Below are 23,377 nucleotides of genomic sequence, written 5' to 3'. Positions count from 1 at the left end.
TATAAGTCTCCAAACACTTTTACGGTACAATGTAAACTTAATTTGTTAATACAATGAATGGCTGAATAAAAGACTATGGTTGCTGTTTGTGATGTAAAACGCCCTAAATTGGAATTACCTGACCAACGCAAAAAGTTGCTGTTGCACTCTTGCTGTGCGCCCTGTTCTGGTGAAGTAATGGAAGCCCTATTAGCATCAGGGATTGATTACTCTATTTATTTTTATAATCCAAATATCCATCCCGTTAAAGAATACGAAATTCGTAAACAAGAAAATATCCGCTTTGCTGAACAACATGGAATTGAGTTTATTGATGCTGACTACGATTTAGATAATTGGTTTGCTCGTGTCAAAGGTTTAGAATGGGAACCAGAGCGTGGGGAACGTTGTACAAGTTGTTTTGATATGCGTTTTGAGCGTACTGCTTTATATGCTCATGAGCATGGTTTTGACTGTATCTCAAGTTCTTTGGGTATTTCTCGTTGGAAAGATATGAACCAAATTAATGGTTGTGGTGAACGTGCTGCTGCTCGTTATCCTGAACTCATCTATTGGACCTATAACTGGCGCAAAGGTGGGGGCTCAGCCCGCATGATTGAAATTAGCAAACGCGAAGAGTTCTATCAACAAGAATACTGCGGTTGTGTGTATTCATTAAGGGATACTAATCGTCATCGACAAAGCCAAGGTAGAGAGAGAATTGAGATCGGCGTCAAATTTTACTCAAATAATCCTGATCAAAAGTAATCCTTCCTTTGCCTTATACTCTTAAACAACACCAATAAATAACAAAATGCACTCAAGGTTATCCAATCACCGAGAGTGCTTTTTGCCTTAAAAGAAAAAATGACTCTACTAAGGCTTTAGTACTTATGGAGACTTTGTCTGGTCACTTTTGCTTGAGATGATTGATTTTTCCGACAAAGTAGCCGAAGTAGTTTTTTCGTGCGTTCCTACTTCTCTATTAGCACCAGACTGTGAAGAAGAAGGTGAAGTGATAAAACCTAAACGCTTTACACCTGATCCTTTAGCTGCTGCCATTAACTTGGCAATAATTTCATAGCGAGTATTAACATCAGCACGAATTCTAAAATCAGTTTCCGGATTAAGCTTTACTTTATTAACAAAAAACTCATTTAATTGTTCAACAGCCATTTCACTACCATCAACAAAGATAGTACCACTAGGATCTACGGCTATATCTACTGATTTAGGGTCTTCCGTAGCTGGCTGGCTACTCACTTGAGGAACATCTATCTTTATTGAATGGGTAAGCAATGGTGCTGTAATCATGAAGATTACTAGTAATACTAGCATCACATCAATTAACGGCACCATATTAATTTCAGATACAGTACCTGTTTTAGAGCCATTAGAATCAAAACTTCCAAATGCCATATTATTCCTCAGAAGCAACTTTAGTACGAATAATGCGTTGGATTGAGTTATCAACTTGTTGACCTGTTGTCACAAATGCAAATAAATCATGGGCAAATCCATCAAGCTTACTTAACATAACACGATTACGTCGTACAAATGTATTAAATGCTAACACAGCAGGAATAGCAACAGCTAATCCCAAACCTGTCATAATTAAAGCCTCCCCCACAGGACCTGCAATTTTATTAATAGATACACCGTCAGATAAGCCAATGCCCACAAGTGCGTGATATACACCCCATACTGTACCAAATAACCCAACAAATGGTGCTGTTGAACCAATCGATCCTAGCACGGTTAAGCCATTTTCCACGCGAGCCGTCTCTTCATCAATAACTTTACGCATAGAACGAGTGACAAATTCAGCATGTGTACCCACTTCAGAAAGATTGCTAGCTCCATAGCGATGGTAATGGTCTGCAGCATGCAAAGCTTGATTGGCTAACCGGGCAAAAGGATCCTTAGCTCCATACTGATGCAAATCTTTATCCACTTGCTCTAAGGAAGCAGAATTCCAGAATCGTTTCAGGAAACTTCTAGACAAATGACGCTGACGGAAATTCACCAAAGTCTTTACAATTATCAAATACCATGTAATTAGTGCCATAAACACTAAAATACCGAATAAGGTTTTGCCAACAATATCTGTTTGCTGAACAAAATGCCACATATTATGAGCATCAGCACTATCCACTGGTGTAGCTTGTGCCGCAATATGTGCGTAAATAGTTATAATTTCATCAATCCATGCTATAGACATCTTTACTTTCCTTTTATTTGAATTCGATTGGAATATCCGCCATTGATTCTCGCGGAACACCATTCTCAGCATATGGTCTAAAACGAGCTTGTTTAACTGCTCTAAGGGCTTCTTTATCTAATGCTGCAAACGATGATGAGCGTTGTAAAGAAGCATTTTTTACTGCTCCATTCGTATCAATAATGACACGTACAACCACTAAACCTTTTTCATTTCTCATCATTGAGACTCTTGGCATCACTGGTCGTGGTTTAACTAAATAATTTACAGATGTCACACGTACAGGTCCAGCACTAGCACTACCTGCAGATACATTTTTCTTGCCTTCTGGTTTTCCAAACGCTTTTGTTGTTTTCGCATTTAAATCTATCTTTTGACCAACTGGCGTAAATTGTTGTGAATTTATGGGCTTAAACACACTTTCTTGTTTGGGTGGTTCAATTTTTTTCTCTAGTTTCGGTTTCTGTTGTTTATCTTTTTTCTCTACTATTTTTTTCGGTTTTTCCATAACCTTTTTAGGTTTTGGTGGCGCTATTGGCTCTGCAATAGGTGTGGGTTCTGGTTCAGGTTTGATTTCTGGTTCAGGTTTAATCTCTGGTTCTGGATCAGGCTCTAACATTGAATTAACTTCAGGTTGAGGCTCTGGTTCTGGCTTAGTATCCGATTTACTCTCAGACTCTGTCCTAGCTTCTGGTGCAGGCAATGACTCAACTTGTTCGCCCTGAGGAACTTCTTCCGCAATGGGCTCATTAATGATTGAGACAAATACCGCTTGGTCTGGTTTAATCTCTACTTGTACTGGGTCTGATTTCATACCCAGCAACCATATACTACCCGTGATAATTCCTACAGACCCTATGCTCCCTATTACTCGATAAAGCAGCGGTATACCCTGTGAGACTTCAGATGTTTTTGACATACTACGAAAATAAAATTAACTAAAAATAATTTACTTAAATGCAAATTATCACAACAAGAGATATTATATATCATTATTTATAATAAAAACAATTATCATTTAGATTTTGGTATTTTATATTATTTGCCAGCCTTTTAATGTTTCACTTTATAGCAATAACAAGCCAACTATTTAAACATGAAACAAGCATGAAAAAACGCCCAACCACTATGTGATTAGGCGTCATAGAAGTTTTATAGACGAATGAGTAAGAAATATTCTCTTCGCCTTTGCTAATTAATTTATGCTTTAGCTTTTACTTCTTTAGCTTGTGGACCTTTAGGACCATCAGCTACAGTATAAGAGACTTCTTGCTCTTCTTTTAGTGTACGATAACCGTCACTTACGATATCTGAGTGATGTACAAATAAATCTTTGCCACCATTGTCAGGTTTAATAAAACCAAAACCTTTTTCGTTGTTAAACCATTTAACTTTGCCTGTTTCTGTAGACATCATCTATTCCTCTTGAGTAAATAAAAAACAAGGACCCCCAAGAGAACAACCACGCGAAATTATAACGGTAACAGCTACTACTTGAAAATCAAGTACTTACTATGCCTTTAAACATAGACAATGTCAATAAAAATAAATTGTGTTGCTTTTATCCAAAATGACGCATAAAGCACTATTTTGGTGCATAGACATACTTTCAGGCTCATTTTGATATTTTGCAGTGCAGAATTATTTAATGATTACTTACAAAAAAGTTGGCATCAATTTTGCTTGTTAACTAATAAATATCTATGTATATCAACAGGAGAATTAGATGAAATTAGTTACCGCAATTATCAAACCTTTTAAATTAGATGATGTCCGTACAGCATTAGCGGATATTGGTATCCAAGGTTTAACCATTACCGAAATCAAAGGATTTGGGCGTCAAAAAGGTCATACAGAACTCTACCGTGGTGCAGAGTATGTTGTTGATTTTTTACCAAAAGTGAAATTAGAGATAGCTATCCGCGATGATCAAGTGGAATCTGCTATTGAGTCTATTTGCCAATCTGGTTCCACTGGAAAAATTGGTGATGGAAAAATTTTTGTGAGTGATCTCGAACAAGTTATTCGGATTCGTACTGGTGAAATGGGCGAATCAGCTCTGTAATTTTAATCATCGTGATTCAGTATAGAAAATAAATAATTTAAGTTGTAAATAATTTAACGTAAAGGAATAAAAATGAATGGTGCAGATTTAGTGTGGGTTGGCATATCAACCGTGCTGGTATTAATGATGATAGTGCCTGGCGTAGCACTTTTTTATGGTGGTTTAGTTCGTTCAAAAAATATTCTATCGGTGCTTGCACAAGTAATCGGCGTATTTTCATTAGTCCAAATTTTATGGTTTGCTTATGGTTACTCTTTAGCCTTTACAGAAAGCACAGCATTCTTCGGTAATTTCTCTCGCGCTTTCTTCTCTGGTATGTTCAATATTCCAGGTGATACTTATGAATTATCAGGCACAATTCCAGAATTAAGTTTTGCTTCTTTCCAAGCAACTTTTGCTGGTATTACATGTGCACTTGTTATTGGTGGTTTTGCTGAGCGCATCAAGTTTAGTGCTGTGTTAATTTTCATTGCTATTTGGATGACATTTGCGTATATCCCTATCGCACATATGATTTGGGCAAGTGGTGGATTCTTATTTGGTGAAGCATTAGACTTTGCTGGTGGTACTGTTGTACATATTAATGCTGCTGTTGCTGCACTAGTTGCTGCTTATGTTGTTGGTCCTCGCTTAGGTTACGGTAAAGAAGCTATGCAACCACATAATTTACCAATGACCTTTATCGGTGCTTGCTTATTATGGGTGGGTTGGTTCGGTTTCAATGCAGGTTCTTCATTAGCAGCAAACAATTCAATGGCTTTAGCGTTATTTAATACAATTATTGCAACAGCAGGTGCTGTAATTGCATGGTTAGCAACAGAAGCCGTTATGGGTCGTAAAAGCTCTTTGCTAGGTGGTGCTTCAGGTGCTGTAGCAGGTCTTGTAGGTATTACACCTGCGGCTGCTCTAGTTAGCCCAGTTGCCGCTTTAATTATTGGTATCGTGACAGCAATCTTCTGCGTATGGGGTGTGAATGGTCTTAAACGTTTGTTAAAAGTAGATGATACGTTAGACGTATTTGGTATTCATGGTGTAGGTGGTATTGTTGGTGGTATCTTAACAGGTATTTTCAATGCAAAACCTTTAGGTGGTCCTGGCTTAGAAACATTAGCTGATATCCCTGCTCAACTTTGGTCTCAAGTAGAGGGTATGTTAATTGCAGCAGTGATTAGTGGTGTTGTTGCTTTTATCGGTTTAAAAATTGCTGGCCTAATTACTGGTGGTGTTCGTGTTGAACGTGATGATGAACGTCAAGGTCTAGATATCAGTAGCCATGGCGAACAAGGCTATCAAAAATAAATAAGCCAATTTTTATCAAGGCTGTAAATATGTATCCCCACAGATTCTAATGAATTTATGGGGATAACTTCATCAACAGTCTGACAATAGATTATTTTTCAGGGGAATTTTCCAAAAATCTCAATAAAATTTTCCAGCATTCATCTACTGAAGAGATTTCTACACATTCCTTAGGAGAATGGGCGGCACGAATATTAGGTCCAAAAGAAATCATTTCCATATGAGGCGCTCTACCCTTTAGGATCCCACATTCTAGACCTGCATGCATAACTTCAATTGCAGGCTCTTTACCATAAAACTCATTGAACAAGGCTTTACATTTGGACAATAATAATGATTGCGGTTCAGGTTTCCAGCCCGGATAATCACCACTCAACACTAATTCAGCACCAACCAGTTTCGCTAGCGCTTGTAAACGATTAGATACATCATCCTTAGGTGTTTCCAATAATGAACGCATTAGACAACGAATAGATAATTTATCCTCTTTTACCGTTAAAACCCCTAAACTAATAGATGTTTCAACCACTCCTTCAAAACTATCACTCATACGTATCACACCATTAGGTAATACACGGATAAAACGAATAATCCGTTGCGATTGCTCTTCTGAAATTGCGACTAGAGGTGAATCTTTAGTTAGTTCAGTAGCACTAATTTCAAGCATTGGCTCTACAACACTCAATTCATCCTTGATAATGCTTGATATGGTATTAAGGCAATGCTCTATATCATCCCCCGTATATACAATATCGGCAAATGCTTCACGTGTAATGACATTTCGTAAACTACCACCTTGTAAATTTATTAGACGCAATTTCCCATGTTGTGCAATTTTATCTAACACGCGTATCAACAAAAGGTTGGCATTACCACGACCAGAATCAATATCAATGCCAGAATGCCCACCTTTTAAGCCTGCTACTTGTATGCGATATGCTTTACCGGTTACAGGCTCTGCAACAAAAGGGAAAGAAAAAGTTGCGTCTCTACCGCCTGCACAACCAATAAATAAAATCCCTTCATCTTCAGAATCTAGATTCACTAAATAAGGGGCTCTTAACCAATCTGGATTAATATTTTTAGCCCCTCCCATACCCGTTTCTTCTTCAACAGTTAGCACTATATCAATTGGGGGGTGAGGAATATCATCGGAAAAAGCGACGGCTAATGCCATTGATGCACCAATACCATTATCAGCCCCTAGCGTAGTATCATTTGCAAATACCCATCCCTCTTTAACTGACGTTTGTATTGGATCTGTCTCAAAATTATGCTGACTACTTGTCCCTTTTTGAGGCACCATATCAATATGTGCTTGCATCGCAATTATGGGGCGATCCTCTAAGCCTTTTGTGCCTGGCTTTTGAATAAGAATATTCCCTTTTTCATCTTGCTGCACAGCTAAACCTTTTTCCTGTGCTTTCTGAACAATAACAGCACCTAATTTTTGCTCATGGAACGTAGGATGAGGAATCGCACAAAATTGGTCAAACCATTGCCATACGGCTTGAGGTTGTAAAGTAGATAAGGACATTGTCATTCTCGTTTATAAAATGAAATAAATAGTATTTTAGCGATTAACACCCCTATTGTGGAGACCTCAAACAAAATCCCATCCTTTACATCATTAAAGAATGGGATTTTTTGAACTTTTAAAAGTAAAACAACTAATTATACTTACACACTATCTATGGTCACCACCATCTACAGGTGCTTTCATAATTAACGCTAAATCTTCGCTATGCATCAAATTCAAATAGCGTTGGTATTGTTTTAAGATATCCGCAATAAGCTCTTCTTGAGTCATATACTGAACATCATAACCTAGTCGTCCATCACCAAAATAAGCAAATGGTTCATGAACTGTAGTTTCTGTTAGATTAGGCAACGTCACTTCATCTTTTAAAGCCTCATGTGCTTTTGATGTTTGAACTCTTACTCCATATAAGAAATTACGCCACTGCCCTTTCTCAATAATTAACTCCATAGCCAACTCGGGCGTTTCATATTCATTAATGATGACGTGTAATTGATATTTCTGCTCTAATTCTGTCCGTAAACTATTAAATGCAGGACGCACGGTTTCATTAAAGAAACTATGCATATCTGACTCTTGCGTCTGAGTCAAAATCTGACTTAAACGTTGTTTCCAACGGTGACCACTCCAGAACACGCTACCTGCATTAAGTTTATGGCTATAGTATCTTGCATCCGAACGTAATCCACGAATGAGACTAAAACACATCCCCGTCATAATTAATACAAACGGTAATGCAACAATTAGGGTAACTGCCTGCACTGCTCCCAAACCATTGGTTCTTAATAAGGCAATGGCCATAACAATAAGAATTACACCCCATAAAATACTTTGCCATTTAGGTACTGGTTTACTACTACCCCCTGAAGCAATATTATTTAAAACTATAATGCCAGAATCAGCTGAGGTCACAAAAAACAATGCCAAAATAAGCATTGCCACAATACTACTCAACGATGACAAGGGGAAATACTCTAAAAACTTAAATAGCAAAATTTCTGGTGTGCTAGTAAGTTTTGCTAATGCACCTTGAGCCACTTCATTGGCATAAAAACCAGAATTACCAAATACTGTGAACCATAACAAGGTAAATAGTGTTGGGACAATTAGAACCCCCATCACAAATTCACGTACAGTACGCCCACGAGAAATACGAGCAATAAATAACCCTACAAAAGGAGCCCATGAAGCCCACCATGCCCAATACAAAATAGTCCATCCAGTAAACCAACCTTGATGCTCTGTATCATAAGCAAAAGTTTTAAAACTAATTTCTGCAAGATGACTAATATAGTAGCCAGTATTTTCAGCAAAACTAGATAATAATTTCACTGTAGGGCCCGTGAATAGAATAAATACCAATAAACCTAGTGCCAACAGCAAATTCATTTCACTTAGTCGACGTACACCTTTACCAACACCCGAAATAGCCGATAGGATAGCGACCGTTGTAACTACTACAATAATCAAACTTTGCTGTTCAAAACCAATATCTGCCATTAGCCCAATATTATGTAACCCAGAATTTAATTGAATAGCACTAAACCCTAGCGTTGTCACAATACCAAACACAGTCGCTAATAGACCAATACTATCAATTACGTGTCCAATAGGTCCATGAATTTTCTCTTTCAATAAAGGGTAAAAGGTTGAACGCAAAGATAAGGGAAGTCGATAGCGATAACCAAAAAAAGCCAACGCTAATGCCATCACACCATAAATAGCCCAAGGGTGTACTCCCCAGTGAAAAAAAGTATATAGCATGGCATTTTTTTCAATATTATTGTCTGTAATTGGTGAGGCCATATGCATCATGGGTTCTGCTACTCCAAAATACATTAGACCAACCCCCATACCTGCTGCAAATAACATGGCTACCCATGAGAAAAATGGGTACTCAGGATCCTCATCATCCGCTCCCAAACGGATATCCCCCAAACGGCCAAAGACTAAGGCCAGTAAAAGACCCAAGAATAAAGATGCAGCCAAAACATAAAACCAGCTAAAATTATTAAACGTAAATTTTTGTACAACATCAAGTGTTTCTTTCATTTTGCCAGGGACGGTCATCCCTAGAAAGCCGATAAGCAACATAAAAATAAAGCTTGGCACAAAAACTTTTAAGTTGAACGTCGTGTTCGGACGGAACATTATTTCTTCTCCCGATAATGCCCAAATAAAAATAGCAAAAAAACATCAATACGAAGTTCAATTAAACAGATAATTGACGTATGCAAGTCCGCTACTTAACGATTATGAGCAGTGGTTAATAGATTGTTCGCTTATAAAACAAACAGCGTACACACTAAAAAGTGCTAAGTTGAAAGACAAATAAGATATTGTCTGACGATTGAATTGACATAGAGTCGACACTGATAAAAGAACAAATCATTCATTTATAGCTACTCTATTATAACTAAAAAAATTAATATAGTCTAACTGGAATCATGTTTATATTACTATTTAGTTTAAATATGAACTATTTTTATTAGACTTTAAACTATTTTTATTAGACTTTAAGCTATTTTTTATACATCTATTTCAAGCTATATTTTTACCTATCCGTGATGGTTCGTTCTATAATAGAACGCTTATAAAGACTATCCCTTATATCTATAAACTTATTGATACTTATCTATTTAATTAGGAATTTATGTTAGATCAATACCAACCTCAAGTCGTTGAGAAAAAAGCACAACAACAATGGAACGACGCTGACGCATATCGTGTCACAGAATATGCCAAAGATAAAAATGGCAATGACAAACCTAAATATTATGCGTGCTCAATGCTGCCATATCCTAGTGGCAAACTACACATGGGGCATGTTCGCAACTACACTATTAATGATATGCTCACTCGCCAATTACGCATGAAAGGCTACAATGTCTTAATGCCTATGGGGTGGGATGCCTTTGGAATGCCCGCAGAAAATGCAGCCATTAAATCCAAAGTACCGCCAGCTCAATGGACATATGCCAATATCGATTACATGAAAAAACAACTAAAATCGATGGGTTTAGCAATTGATTGGTCACGTGAGATGGCTGCCTGTGACCCTGAGTATTATCGTTGGAACCAATGGATGTTCCTAAAAATGCTAGAAAAAGGCATCGCTTATCGCAAGACTCAAGTGGTAAACTGGGATCCTGTTGACCAAACAGTATTAGCAAACGAACAAGTCGTGGATGGACGTGGATGGCGTTCAGGCGCTTTGGTTGAAAAACGTGAAATTCCAGGTTATTACCTCAGAATTACGGATTATGCTGAAGAATTACTAGATTGTGTTAAAAATAAAATGGATGGTTGGCCAGAGCGCGTACGAGTAATGCAAGAAAACTGGCTAGGCAAAAGTGAAGGTGTACGTTTTGCTTTCCCACACACAATCAAAAATACAAATGGCGAATTAATTCAAGACGGTCGTTTATACGTATTCACTACTCGCCCAGATACCATTATGGGCGTAACTTTCTGTGCTGTTGCTCCTGAGCATCCTCTTGCAACACTAGCCGCCCAAAATAATCCAAATTTACAAGCCTTTATTGAACAAGCTAAACTTGGTGGCACTACCGAGGCAGAAATGGCCACCAAAGTAAAAGAAGGTCAACCAACCGGCTTATTTGTTACCCATCCATTAACGGGAGAACAAATTGAAGTTTGGGTAGGTAATTACGTTTTAATGAGTTATGGTGATGGTGCCGTCATGGGTGTACCTGCTCATGATGAACGCGATTTTGCTTTTGCCAAAAAATATCATTTACCAATTAAACAAGTGATTGCTGTAAAAGATAAAGAGTTTACCGCTGAAAATTGGCAAGACTGGTATGGCGACAAACAAGTAGGCTATTGTATCAATTCTGCTCAACTTGATGGGTTAACTTACAAACAAGCATTTGAGGCAGTTGCTACACTATTAGCAGAAAAAGGTTTAGGTGAAAAACAAACTACATGGCGTTTACGTGACTGGGGTATCTCTCGTCAACGTTATTGGGGTACTCCTATTCCCATCATCCACTGTGAAGATTGTGGTCCGGTACCTGTTCCAGAAAAAGACTTACCTGTGGTACTACCAGAAGACTTAATCCCAGATGGTACGGGTAATCCTCTAAATAAATCTGAGTCATTCTTAAAATGTACTTGCCCTAATTGCGGCAAACCTGCTCGTCGTGAAACTGATACTATGGATACTTTTGTGGATTCATCATGGTATTTTATGCGCTATACCTCACCAGGTAATTCAGAAGCAATGTTTGATCACAGAAATGACTATTGGATGCCGATGGATCAATATATTGGCGGTATTGAACATGCCGTCATGCATTTGTTATATGCACGTTTCTGGTCAAAAGTATCACGTGACCTTGGCTTAGTAAAATTTGATGAACCATTCACCAACTTATTAACTCAAGGTATGGTACTAAACCACATTTATACCCGTCGTAATGATAAAGGTGGCATTGAATATTTCTGGCCCGATAAAGTCGAAAACATTTATGGTGACAAAGGGCAAATCATTGGCGCTAAATCATTGGAAGATGGCAAAGATGTCACTTATGCTGGTATTGGCACCATGTCTAAATCTAAAAACAATGGTGTCGACCCACAATCTATTATTGATACACTAGGTGCTGATACGGCTCGTCTATTTGTCATGTTTGCAAGCCCTCCAGAACAAACGCTAGAATGGTCTACTACAGGAGTCGATGGCTCTAATCGCTTCTTACGTCGTTTATGGACAATGGCTTATAACCAAAAAGAAACTATTGCTAGAGCACCTGTTGATTTGCATAATTTTGCTGATGCTCCCAAAGAAGTTAAGCAATTACGTTTAGTTGCGCATCAATTACTTCGTCAAGCTAACTATGACTATGAGCGCATGCAATATAACACGGTAGTTTCAGCTAATATGAAACTATTAAATGCTATCGAAGATGCTAAATTAGAACCATCAAACTATAGTGATGCCGCTCTTAGAGAAGTTATCGGTATTCTATTACGTATGCTTTACCCCGCTGTTCCCCATATTACTTATGCGTTATGGCAAGAGCTAGGGTTTGATAAGCAATTTGGTGATTTATTAGATGCCCCATGGCCAGAAGTTGATGAAAGTGCACTTGTAGCAGATGAAATTGAAATGATGTTACAAATTAACGGTAAACTACGAGGTTCTATTATGGTGCCAAATGGTTCCTCCAAGGAAGACATTGAAGCCTTAGCCCTTAATCACCCTCAAATTGCCAAACACTTAGAAGGTCGAACACCAAAACGTGTTATCGTGGTACCAGGAAAATTAGTCAACGTTGTAGGTTAAACAGCTAGGGTTTTTGTATGCAAACGATAAAATGTTTAGTAATGTCTAAAAAATTATTGATAGGATTAGTCGTATTAAGTCTCTGCTTGGTCGGTTGTGGCTTCAAAATGCGCGGTCAAGTGGATACTCCTTTTCAAACGCTTTATACCAATATTCCTAAACAATCACCTTTTGGTATTTATATTTACCGTTTGCTCAAAGCAAGCTCTCCAAACTTGACTATTTTAGATACACCAAGCTCAGCTGATGTCTCATTAACTCAGCTTAGCCTCACACGTAATCGTACTGAGGTTTCCTTAGATGCGAACGGTAAGGTTGAGGAATATGAATTAGGTTTAGTACTTAATTTCACCATGACCGATAAGCAAGGCAATATTTTAATTGAGCCAACACTTCTTTCGGCTACTCGTCTTTTACCCTATGATGAAAACGAAGCCGCCGCAAAATCAGCTGAAATGTCACTACTTTATAGTGATATGGAAAAAAGTATTGCCGACCGTCTCTATCGCCGAGTACTATCCGAAGAAGTACTTGATCAGTATCGTCGTCTCAATACTGGTCAGTAATATGGGAAAAAAACTTAATGCAGATCAACTAAAAACATATCTGCAACAATATCCTCAACAAATTGACACATTTTATTGCGTCATGGGAGATGAGCTTTTATTACGTCAAGAGGTCATTGATTCATTGCGCCAACACTATCGTCAACTAGGCTTTAGTGAACGCATTAATCTGGTCATTGATGCTAATGGACCATGGCACCATATCAAAGAAAATTTATATAGTACATCTCTTTTTGCTGAGCAAAAAATTTTAGAAATTACATTGCCAAATGGCAAAACCGGACGACTAGGTGGTCCAGCCCTCATTCAACTGACAGAACTCGTTAATAGCCAACAGCTCAGTGATATTACGATTATTTTAAATATTCCAAAGTTAGATAAAAAAACACAGCAAACAGAATGGTTTAAAGCCATCCAAAATAGTGCTATTTTTATCGAGGTTCCCAATATTAGTCTTGGACAATTGCCTCAATGGATTAGGCAACGTCTTGCACTTCAACAACAAACAATTGATGCTGAATCGTTAACTTTTTTAGTTGAAAAAGTAGAAGGCAATTTATTTGCTGCTCACCAAGAAATATTGAAATTAGGCTTAATGCTTGAGCCTGGTCATATTGATTTACACACATTGCAACAGTCTATCAAAGACGTCGCTCGTTTTGATGTTTTTCAATTAACAGATGCTATATTAAGCGGCGATACAAAACGTAGTAGCCGTATTTTGCAAAGTCTACAAGATGAAGGAGAAGCGCTACCACTTGTGTTGGCAATGATTACTCGTGAAATTCGTAGCCTATATACATTAGCCATCCATAAGAAAAACGGTGATAATCTCTCAGATGCAATGAGAAAATTGGGGATTTTTAGCTCTCGTCAAACACTTTTCAATCAGGCATTACAGCGTCTGAATCTTCCTAAATTAATGGGATTAATCCAACATGCAAGCGACATTGATCGCTTATTTAAAGGCTATCCCGTTGAGGGTAGATTAAATAATGCTTGGAACGAAACACAACGTTTGATTATAAAATTTGCCGGTAATGGCACTCTCTAACTTTCTTTTGAGAAAACCTATGATGACTTTAGCAGAGCAAATAAATACGCTTGGACAACAAGCAAAATTAGCCGCAAAACAAATGCGTTTAGTAACACAGCTACAAAAACAGCAAGCTTTGTGGTATTTAGCTGAGCTAATTGAACAAAATGCTGACTATTTAAAGGCTGAGAACCAAAAAGACCTACTCTTAGCCGAACAAAATGGCTTAGAGCCTGCATTATTAGATCGCCTAAAACTGTCTGATAAATCTATTAATACAATGGTCGATGGCGTTAAACAAATCGCCAGACTAGATGATTCAATTGGTAGTTTGAGTGCTACTAGAATTATGCCTAATGGTATCAAAATTGCTAAAATGACCATTCCGCTAGGTGTTATCGGCATTATTTACGAATCTAGACCTAATGTCACCATTGATGCCGCTGCTTTATGTCTTAAAGCGAGTAATGCGGTAATTCTGCGCGGAGGTAGTGAAGCCTTTAATTCTAATAAAGCCTTAGCTGATCTTATTCAAAAAGCACTACTTTTTGCTAATATTCCAGAACATGCCGTACAAATTGTTCCGACGACAGATAGAGCGGCAGTAGGCCATTTAGTCACTATGAATAACTATGTCGATGTGGTTATCCCTCGAGGAGGTAAAAGTTTATTACAACGCTTAGCTAACGAATCCAAAGTACCTCTTATTATGCATTTAGATGGCAACTGCCATATGTACATCGATGAAAGTGCAAATGATGATATGGCCATCAAATTAGCTGTTCATGCTAAGAGCTACCGCTATGGTATCTGTGGCGCAATGGAAACACTGTTAGTACATCAATCTAAAGCAGCCAAATTATTACCCATTCTAGCCCAACAACTCACTGAGAAACGGGTAGAAATTCGTGCGTGTGAACAAGCATTGCCCTATATCGAAAATGCTCAAAAAGCGACTGAAAGTGACTGGGAAACAGAGTTTTTAGCCCCAATTCTTGCCATCCGTGTAGTAGACTCTATCGATGATGCCATCAGCCATATTGAAAAATATAGTTCTGGTCATACTGAGTCCATTATTACGGAAAATATGCAAGCCGCTGAAAAGTTCCAAACGCAGGTTGATTCGGCTAGTGTTTATGTTAATTTGCCTACTGTATTTGCCGATGGCTATGAATATGGACTGGGCGCTGAAATTGGTATTTCCACAAATCGCCTACATGCACGCGGTCCTGTTGCAGTAGAGGGTTTAACCACCTACAAATGGGTTCTTACTGGTCATGGTCAAACAAGAGATTAATGCATATGCTATATTTATGGCTTAAAATTTTACATATAATTTTCGTTATATCGTGGTTTGCGGGTCTATTTTATTTACCACGAATTTTCGTGAATTTAGCCCAAAATCAGGATAATCCTATCGTCTATCAATACTTGCTTGGTATGTCCAAACGCCTATTGCGATTTATGACGATTATTGCTATTCCTGCTATTATTTTTGGTTTATGGCTAATGATTCAATTCAATATCGGTGCCGGTATGGGATGGTTACACGCTAAACTACTGATTGTTGGTTTTATCTTGTTATACCATTTTTCTTGCTTTAAAATTCATCGGCAATTTGAACAAGGAAAAAATACTAAATCGCATATATTCTTCCGTTGGTACAATGAAGCTCCGCTATTATTACTTTTGGTTGTCGTTACCTTAGTAATACTTAAACCCTTCTAATATATTAATTTATGACAGACCAAACTCCCCGTAAAAAACTTAGTCTTGTTACAAGTACACGTTCCACAGCAAATAATGATAAGGCACGTGTGCGTACTGGTGCTCGTGCAAAAAATGTCGCTATCAAAGAAATTCAAAAAAGTGTTAACGCTAATACTAACGTAGCACTAGAAAAAAAGGATAAACCTGAAAAACGCTCAGAAAAAGCTTCGTTTAATGCACGCTTTGACCGCTATAATGAACCTAGCTTCCAAGCAAAACGAACCGCAGGTTATGCAAAGAATCGCCCTAGCATTGAAGAGCGTCTTGCCAACCAAAATCGCCCAGGTAATCGCTTTAAACCTAAATCAACATTTACCCAGCCAGCACAATATGCTAGTTATCATGATGAAGTATTTAATGTTTTTGCCCCTTGCCCAATTGGCCTAGAGCAAGCACTTGCCTCAGAACTTGAAAGTTTAGACTTTGATGCGGTACGAGTCGGTCGATCTGGTTGTTTCTTCAAGACGAACTGGGCCGGCATAATGAAAGCCAACCTTTATTCTCGTTTAGCCACTCGTATCTTAGTACAAGTTGCCTACGCGAAAGTGAGCACAGAAGATGATATTTATGAACTAGCTCGTCAAGTCTCATGGGAGCGTTGGTTTGGTGCAGAGCAAACCTTACGAGTAGATACCTCGGCTATTCGTAGTCCCATGCAAAGCCTACAATTTTGTAACTTACGCGCCAAAGATGGTATCGTTGATCACTTACGTGAGCTAGAGGGTGAACGCCCCAGCATTGATACTGTACGTCCTGATGCTAAAGTACACTTATTTTTGGATGCAGACTCAGCGACATTGTATTTAGATACATCGGGAGAATCACTATTTAAACGTGGTTGGCGCTACGATAAAGGACAAGCACCTCTGCGAGAAAATTTAGCGGCAGGTATCTTAGCACTTGCAGGCTGGGATCCCTCTAAGCCACTGTATGATCCTTTCTGCGGTAGCGGAACAATTTTAATTGAAGCGGCATGGATTGCTTTAGGTATCCCTCCCGGCATTCACCGCCCATTTGCCTTTGAACGCCTAAGAGGAATGGATCGTAAAACATGGTCTGAGTTAAAAGAATTTGCTTTTGACAATATTGATACCTCTCTAGAAACACCTCTTTTTGGCTCTGATATTGACGGTCAAGTCATTCAAGCTGCACAATCGAACCTAAGCAGAGCCAAACTTCCCTCATCAAGTATTCAATTTAGATTAAAAAATGCCTTACAAGCCACGGCACCATGTGCACAAGCTGGCTTTTTAATCACTAACCCTCCCTATGGTGAACGGTTAGGCGCAGAAGATGAGGCTTTTTGGCGAGAGTGGTCTTCGGTATTAAAAAACAATTTTTCTGGCTGGCAAGTCCATGTCATTACTAACGATATGGACTTTCCAAAAAAATTAAGATTAAAACCAAACCGTCGAACTCCTATCTTCAATGGAGATATTGAATGTCGTTTATTCGGTTTTGAGATGGTTAGTGATAGTTATAGACAAAAATAAATGAATACACCATTTTTACCTAGACCACGTCGATTAAAAATTTTTGCTAGCCAAATGTATGAAGGTATGCTATTGCTAGCATTAGTCTTTGTCACTTCATATATTTTCGATAGTCTGACCCAAAGAACAGATCCACATTACCTATATTGGATTAGTCAAACGGTGTTATTTGTCGTCATTGGTGCCTATTTTGTGCTTTCTTGGTATAGAAAGAGCCAAACGTTGCCAATGAAAACATGGGGAATTAAATTAGTGAATCGGGATCAATCCCCCCCCACAATCAAACAACTGATCATTCGTTATATTACGGCATGGATTTTTCCATTAATTGGCGCCTTTTTGGTTCATTTATTGTCAGATTATCTGGGTTGGAAATCAATTACCATGCTAATTGTCTTTGCCCCATTCCTAAATTTCATTTATTCTTGGTTTGATGGACAAGGCTTATTTTTACATGATCGTTTGTCTAAGACCTTACTTATTGATACCAAGCCAAAAGAATAAAAAAGGTTGATTAATCAAACCAGTCGTTAACTTAACCTTTTTTAGCCTTAAAGCTCTGGTAATCTGTGCGTATTACTCATATAATAGAGTGAGAAAAATATAGCTTTTTGAACAATTTATGTCGGCAAAAAACTTAAATCAATACGCGTCATTATTTAATACCTATGAATGGTATGTCCCAAATAACTTTAATATTGCCAATGCTTGCTGCCATCGATGGGCTGATAGTCCTCATGAGGCTAGACAAGCAGCAATTTACTTTGAAGACCAAGTGGGACAATTAACTAGCCTTTCTTATGGGCAGTTATCAGAGCGAGTTAATCGACTAGCAAACGGTTTTATGAGAATGGGTATTCATCCTCAAGATAGAATCGCTATTGCACTACAACACTCCTCTGAAACTGCTATTACTATTTTAGCAGCGATAACTGTTGGGGCTATTGCTGTACCTCTCAAAGCTGGTTTGACTAATACAGAATACGATAAGCGTCTAATTGATTGTAGTGCCAAATTTGTCATTGTTGATAAACATACGATTGCCCCAGTGACAAATGCCATTGACCATAACCCTATTCTTCGCCAAAGTCTCAAACAGATTATTGGCATTAATACTGAAGATGAGCGTGTTATTCCTTGGCGTACGTTATTAGCTCGACAGCCAAATCAATTCACTGCCCATACAGCGAGTGTAGATACTCCTGCTATTATGTTGTACCCTGACACTCCGAATGATGAGCCGTTAAAAGCTACCCTTATTACACATCAAGCATTAGTTGGTTCATTACCTGGTTTTGTGGCTTCTCAAAATTGGTTTCCCAAAAAACATGATATTTTCTATACGACGTTTGACTGGAGTACTCCATTAGGATTATTAGGTGGATTATTACCTACTCTTTATTTTGGTCGGACTATCGTAGGTTGCCCAAGTGGGCGAACAATCCCACGTCTGTTCACATTATTGGATCACTATCCAATTACCAATATATTAACGTCAAGTGCTGAGTTATTACGCATTAAAGAGTACAAAGATTCGCTGAATGAATTTGAGTTGGCTGTTCGTTGTATTACTTGCCCTGATAATGAAGTTACACCAGAACTAACTGACTGGGTGAAAAATCGTTTTAATGCAAGTCTCAATAGTATTTGCATGCCATTAGGCTTTTCTTACATCATTGCTGAATCAACTGAAAAATGGCCTAGTCAGCCAGGCAGCATGGGTATGGCAATTCCTGGGCACTTATTAGCTATTATTAAAGAAAATGGCGAGAGAGCAGCAACCAACGAAGTTGGTTATTTATGTGTTAATGCACAAGATAAAAATGGGGATAATGACCCTGCTCTATCTCTTTCTTTTTGGTCACAAGCACACATACAATCTGTTGCAGCTTTTGCACAAAATTGGTATAACACTGGAATACGTGCTCGTCTAGATAGTGACGGTTATTTCTGGCGAGCTTCACATAACCCTCAAATGGCGGACTAATCAATAAATTGCCATTTGAAATTTCTGATAAAGAGAATTTACTATGGCAATTTATCAACTAGGCGATTTAATACCATCCATTGACCCAAGTGCCTACATTTTTGAAAATGCAGTAATTATCGGTAACGTAACACTAAAGGCTAATGTTAGTATTTGGCCTAATGTAGCTATTCGTGGTGATAACGATAGCATTGTGATTGATGAAAATAGTAATGTCCAAGAAGGAGCAATCCTCCACCTTGATGTGGGTACGCCTCTCTATATTGGAAAGAACGTGACTATTGGCCATCAAGCAATGATTCATGGCTGTACTATCGGAGAAGGTAGTCTTATTGGTATGCAGGCTGTGATTTTGAACAATGCCGTTATAGGCAAAAACTGTATTATTGGTGCCGGAGCCATTATTCCTGAAGGAAAATTAATTCCAGATAACTCTCTTGTTATTGGGGTAGCAAAAATTGTTCGAACCCTAACAGATGAGGATTTAAAAAGAGCACATGAAGGCACTGAGCACTATGTCCATCAAGGTAAAAATTATCACGATAACTTAAAAAAGATTGGTTAAACTCTTGTGATAATTATCCTCATCCCCATATAGGATGATATGAAAGACACTCTTAAAAAATACCTATTTGAAGATCGCAGCTTGCGTATCCAAACCGTGAATCTTAGCCAAACTTGGCAAGAGACACTTGCTCATCAAACTTATCACCCAGTATTACGTAATTTACTGGGTAAACTCAGTGCGGCTGCCGTACTATTAGCTTCTAATATTAAGTTTGATGGTTCCCTCGTTTTACAATTACAAGGCGATGGTCCAATTGCTCTTATTGTGGTGGAATGTAATCAACACTTGCAATTACGAGCAACTATTAAAACCCGTCAAGAATTCGTTATAAAAGACACCGATAATCTACAATCCTTATTAAATGCTAATAAGCAAGGAAGATTTATTGTTGTATTAGACCCTAATAATCGCCAAGAAGGTCAGCAAGCTTATCAAGGCATTGTCCCTCTTACAGGTGATACCGTTGCTGATGTCCTCTCTCTGTATATGAAAAGCTCTGAGCAATTAGAAACACATCTTTATTTAGCTGCAAATGAAAACAAGGCGACGGGACTTCTTTTACAAAAACTTCCTTATACAGGAGGACAATCGATCGACCAAGAGGTGGCAGATAACTCTTGGGAGCGAGCAACAATGTTGACACAAACGATTAAGCCTGAAGAACAGCTAAGTATCGATGAAGATACTCTCATTCACCGTTTATTTTGGGAAGAATCTCTTATCGCCTACCCTGCTCAAGACGTTTCATGGTTTTGTAGCTGTAGTAGAGAGCGTGTAGCGGATATGCTGAAAATGCTAGGTGCAGATGAAGTAGAAAGTATCCTAGCAGAACAAAATAAAATTACTGTAGCTTGTGATTTTTGTGGTAAACCATATGTTTTTGATACTATCGATAGTGCAAAATTATTTTTGCCAGATCAATCAGCTAATGAAAGTCTACAAAAACACTAATTGACCTTGTTATCGCTTAAATAGCATTGATAAACATACCCAAAGGCATAAATATTTCCCCATCAATAGATTTACGAGAATATGAAGCCTCCTTATTACAACGGCATCTTAGCTGTATGTAATTCCCACAATTTCATTCTATTATTTATTCTGGCATACTCATTTATCCCTATAGTTAAAAGGATTGGGTATGCCAAATTTCTTATTCTATACTCATCGTGGTATAACATCTATTGAGTTTTTGCTCATCGGTATTCCAGTACTTTTAATTGGTCTAGGTGCTTATGAGTTAATGCGTTGGCATAATACACGTCATATTCTTGATTTAGCATTGTTTGACGCAGCGAGACAAGCTTCTTTGGCTTATGCTCAACCGGAGGTTTTAGAACAAACATTTGAGCAATCACTAAATCCTTTATTTATCTCTCATACTACTAAAACCCCCACTAAGATTACACGATACAGGCAAGCCTATTTTGATGATATCCACAAACAAACCAATTTAGCTCCTTGGCAAATCACTATTCACACACCAACCCAGCAGCATTTTATCGATTTCCAACGTAAAGATTTACCAATCGCTTTGCAAAAAGGATTAATAGGCATAGACAATAATTATCAAAAAGAGCAAGACACTCAAAAAGGCATTGGTAAGCTTTCAGGACAACGAATCTTTGATGCAAACACTTTATCCCTATCACTTATTTATCCTTATAAGCCTATTGTGCCAGGGATATCCTATATATTTAAACAATTTTCTTCTACGCACAATTATGCCAATCAATTATTGAAAAAAGGTTTTTTACCGATCCGACACTCTGCCAAACTCACTATGCAATCACACCCATTGCGTTGGCCTAGTTTACAAAATGGTAAGGTGATTAACTTAGCCTATACGGACCAAATACCTTCAAATCATTCACAGCAACTCTCCCCATCTCCTCTTACTAACTGCCATGGAATCTGGTGTACAAAACATTCTTTACTATCTAAACAAAATGAGTCCAAGCACTTACCTTCTAATCAACCATCATCTTCTCCAATACCTGAATATCCTCCTTCTGTTCTTATTGAACCCTCAAATAACTCAGAAAACAGCATAAAATACCCCATAATATCAAAACAAAATGGTAATCAAATAGAAAATACATTATCATTAGGCTACTCTGAGGATCACACAGAACATCATCCTTTGTGTGGTATTAGCCTATGTTGTTCTGAATAAGTGTAAAATAACCAATATTACGTAATACTTGATGTATTGGTCATCATCATTGAGTCCCTCTTGGATGTTAACCTTACGAAAAAACATCCTATGCACTGTTCTAAACAACAATAACAACAGACTTATCGTACCTATAATGAATAAACCTACTTTATCAAACGAGTCATCATCAATTCATTGTGCAAGTTGTAGCCTAAGAGCTTTATGCATGCCATGTGGCATGACTACTCATGAAATTGAACAGCTAGCAACTCTAGTGAAAGATCGTATACGTATTGAGAAAGGCGAGTATTTATTCCGATTAGGTCAAAAAGCGGAGGCTATTTATAGTATTCGCACAGGATCTATCAAAACACAGTTAGATAACCATCAAAACCATAAACAAATCACTGGCTTTTTCTTGCCCGGAGAAGTGCTAGGTCTAGATGCATTATCAAATGACACGTACTTATCCAATGCTATTGCATTAGAAGATACAGAAGTATGTGTTATGAAAAATCATAATCTTGATCAAATTTCTCGGCATGTTCCTATATTACAGAATCAGATTCGACAATTACTTAATAGTGAAATCTCTCGCTCACACCAACTATTATTGTGCTTAGGCTCTTTAAAAGCAGAACAACGAATTGCTACCTTTTTATTAGACTTTTCTGGACGATTCGCTCACTTAGGCTATTCTTCACATGAATTTAATTTGCGTATGAATCGTGAGGACATTGGTAATTTTCTTGGCTTAACGCTAGAAACAACAAGTCGGATTCTTTCAAAATTCCAAAAAGAAGGGTTCATAGCAATACAACAAAAAACAGTCCGAATTCTTAATAGAGATGCCCTTAAAGATATAGTAAATACTGCTCATTAGCCTTACAAATAGCTTTCTTTATTTTTTATCACTACTTTATCTACAGCAAAAAAACCTTATCACGACTGATAAGGACTCAGACTATTAACAAGTTTTATTTTTAACATGCAGGTTTGCAAGATTAGTCACCACAACATAAGCGTCAGTATAAAAACCTGGACGTCGAAAATAATATATCTACGTATCAACAACAAAAAGCCCTTATCACTCGATAAGGGCCTCTTATTTAAATAACACCATCGCCAATCAGCTATTTTTTCTCTTGTGCCTCTTGTGTTGAATGAAACACATTAGGAATTTCATGAGCTTCACGACTGACGAACTTTCCTTGTGTATAAGCATGAACAGGTATTTCTGCATCAATATTTTTATTATATGCAAGATAAATAGTCAAAATACATCCTAGAATGGTCAATAGTGGACCAGCCATCAGAATCCATGGCCAAGGCTCTTTATACCACGGACCTGTATCTCTATCTTGTGACTGTTGCTTATTCATGT

General features: G+C 37.9%; 22 protein-coding genes. 15 read left to right on the top strand and 7 right to left on the bottom strand.

The features are described 5' to 3' along the window. The first annotated feature begins 75 nt into the window (after positions 1-75). Complete coding sequence (locus BQ4443_RS08615) at positions 76-747, top strand: epoxyqueuosine reductase QueH (protein WP_023950952.1); 672 nt, start codon at positions 76-78, stop codon at positions 745-747. Positions 748-870: 123 nt separating this feature from the next. Here the strand turns inward: BQ4443_RS08615 and BQ4443_RS08610 are convergent, their stop codons facing one another. The 4 genes from BQ4443_RS08610 to BQ4443_RS08595 form a co-directional block, all read right to left on the bottom strand. Then, a complete protein-coding gene (locus tag BQ4443_RS08610; RefSeq protein WP_071058581.1) occupies positions 871-1,398 on the bottom strand; it encodes an ExbD/TolR family protein in 528 nt (175 codons plus the stop codon). A 1-nt stretch (position 1,399) separates the two neighbouring features. Beyond that, positions 1,400-2,200, bottom strand: a complete 801-nt coding sequence (locus BQ4443_RS08605) for a MotA/TolQ/ExbB proton channel family protein (protein ID WP_023950956.1) — start codon at positions 2,198-2,200, stop codon at positions 1,400-1,402. Between the two features lie 13 nt (positions 2,201-2,213). Beyond that, positions 2,214-3,014: an energy transducer TonB gene (locus BQ4443_RS08600; protein ID WP_071058580.1), complete on the bottom strand. Its 801-nt coding sequence runs from the start codon at positions 3,012-3,014 to the stop codon at positions 2,214-2,216. A 386-nt stretch (positions 3,015-3,400) separates the two neighbouring features. Next, positions 3,401-3,613 carry a cold-shock protein gene (locus tag BQ4443_RS08595; RefSeq protein WP_023950962.1) on the bottom strand — a complete coding sequence of 71 codons (213 nt, stop codon included), beginning with the start codon at positions 3,611-3,613 and terminating at the stop codon, positions 3,401-3,403. A gap of 313 nt (positions 3,614-3,926) precedes the next feature. Between BQ4443_RS08595 and glnK the strand changes: the two genes are divergently transcribed. Both glnK and BQ4443_RS08585 read left to right on the top strand, forming a co-directional pair. Next, positions 3,927-4,265, top strand: coding sequence for a P-II family nitrogen regulator (glnK, locus tag BQ4443_RS08590; RefSeq protein ID WP_071058579.1), 339 nt, complete (start codon positions 3,927-3,929; stop codon positions 4,263-4,265). Positions 4,266-4,337: 72 nt separating this feature from the next. Continuing rightward, positions 4,338-5,564 (top strand): ammonium transporter, encoded by a 1,227-nt coding sequence (locus BQ4443_RS08585; RefSeq protein ID WP_071058578.1) that lies wholly within the window; start codon positions 4,338-4,340, stop codon positions 5,562-5,564. A gap of 91 nt (positions 5,565-5,655) precedes the next feature. On the opposite strand, the gene BQ4443_RS08580 is transcribed toward BQ4443_RS08585, so the two are convergent. Beyond that, complete coding sequence (locus tag BQ4443_RS08580) at positions 5,656-7,101, bottom strand: aminoacyl-histidine dipeptidase (protein WP_245586992.1); 1,446 nt, start codon at positions 7,099-7,101, stop codon at positions 5,656-5,658. A gap of 150 nt (positions 7,102-7,251) precedes the next feature. After that, a complete protein-coding gene (locus BQ4443_RS08575) occupies positions 7,252-9,255 on the bottom strand; it encodes a BCCT family transporter (protein ID WP_023950966.1) in 2,004 nt (667 codons plus the stop codon). A 502-nt stretch (positions 9,256-9,757) separates the two neighbouring features. On the opposite strand from BQ4443_RS08575, the gene leuS reads away from it, so the two are divergent. The 12 genes from leuS to BQ4443_RS08515 all read left to right on the top strand — a co-directional run bounded on the left by leuS (position 9,758) and on the right by BQ4443_RS08515 (position 22,876). Further along, positions 9,758-12,415 carry a leucine--tRNA ligase gene (gene leuS, locus BQ4443_RS08570; RefSeq protein WP_071058577.1) on the top strand — a complete coding sequence of 886 codons (2,658 nt, stop codon included), beginning with the start codon at positions 9,758-9,760 and terminating at the stop codon, positions 12,413-12,415. Between the two features lie 17 nt (positions 12,416-12,432). Continuing rightward, entirely contained in the window at positions 12,433-12,981 is a 549-nt protein-coding gene (lptE, locus tag BQ4443_RS08565; RefSeq protein ID WP_023950970.1) for an LPS-assembly lipoprotein LptE, read from the top strand. Between the two features lies 1 nt (position 12,982). Next, positions 12,983-14,035: a DNA polymerase III subunit delta gene (gene holA / locus BQ4443_RS08560; RefSeq protein ID WP_071058576.1), complete on the top strand. Its 1,053-nt coding sequence runs from the start codon at positions 12,983-12,985 to the stop codon at positions 14,033-14,035. Between the two features lie 19 nt (positions 14,036-14,054). Then, positions 14,055-15,314 (top strand): glutamate-5-semialdehyde dehydrogenase, encoded by a 1,260-nt coding sequence (locus BQ4443_RS08555; protein ID WP_071058575.1) that lies wholly within the window; start codon positions 14,055-14,057, stop codon positions 15,312-15,314. 5 nt (positions 15,315-15,319) lie between these two features. Next, on the top strand, positions 15,320-15,745 hold the full coding sequence (locus BQ4443_RS08550) for a CopD family protein (protein ID WP_031274534.1): 426 nt from the start codon (positions 15,320-15,322) through the stop codon (positions 15,743-15,745). Positions 15,746-15,756: 11 nt separating this feature from the next. Further along, positions 15,757-17,280 carry a THUMP domain-containing class I SAM-dependent RNA methyltransferase gene (locus BQ4443_RS08545; protein WP_071058574.1) on the top strand — a complete coding sequence of 508 codons (1,524 nt, stop codon included), beginning with the start codon at positions 15,757-15,759 and terminating at the stop codon, positions 17,278-17,280. Further along, entirely contained in the window at positions 17,281-17,784 is a 504-nt protein-coding gene (locus tag BQ4443_RS08540; protein WP_023948873.1) for an RDD family protein, read from the top strand. Positions 17,785-17,902: 118 nt separating this feature from the next. Beyond that, on the top strand, positions 17,903-19,267 hold the full coding sequence (locus tag BQ4443_RS08535; protein ID WP_023948875.1) for an AMP-binding protein: 1,365 nt from the start codon (positions 17,903-17,905) through the stop codon (positions 19,265-19,267). Positions 19,268-19,310: 43 nt separating this feature from the next. Next, a complete protein-coding gene (locus BQ4443_RS08530) occupies positions 19,311-19,832 on the top strand; it encodes a gamma carbonic anhydrase family protein (protein ID WP_071058573.1) in 522 nt (173 codons plus the stop codon). A 39-nt stretch (positions 19,833-19,871) separates the two neighbouring features. Further along, on the top strand, positions 19,872-20,786 hold the full coding sequence (locus BQ4443_RS08525; protein WP_071058572.1) for an Hsp33 family molecular chaperone HslO: 915 nt from the start codon (positions 19,872-19,874) through the stop codon (positions 20,784-20,786). 190 nt (positions 20,787-20,976) lie between these two features. Beyond that, positions 20,977-22,011, top strand: a complete 1,035-nt coding sequence (locus BQ4443_RS08520) for a TadE/TadG family type IV pilus assembly protein (protein WP_071058571.1) — start codon at positions 20,977-20,979, stop codon at positions 22,009-22,011. Between the two features lie 220 nt (positions 22,012-22,231). Next, positions 22,232-22,876, top strand: coding sequence for a helix-turn-helix domain-containing protein (locus tag BQ4443_RS08515; RefSeq protein ID WP_245586935.1), 645 nt, complete (start codon positions 22,232-22,234; stop codon positions 22,874-22,876). A 250-nt stretch (positions 22,877-23,126) separates the two neighbouring features. On the opposite strand, the gene BQ4443_RS08510 is transcribed toward BQ4443_RS08515, so the two are convergent. After that, complete coding sequence (locus BQ4443_RS08510) at positions 23,127-23,375, bottom strand: hypothetical protein (RefSeq protein WP_071058570.1); 249 nt, start codon at positions 23,373-23,375, stop codon at positions 23,127-23,129. Positions 23,376-23,377: the final 2 nt, after the last annotated feature.

The organism is Pelistega sp. MC2, from assembly GCF_900099475.1.
GTDB lineage: Bacteria > Pseudomonadota > Gammaproteobacteria > Burkholderiales > Burkholderiaceae_B > Taylorella > Taylorella indica.
This window is presented reverse-complemented; position numbering and strand designations above follow the sequence as displayed.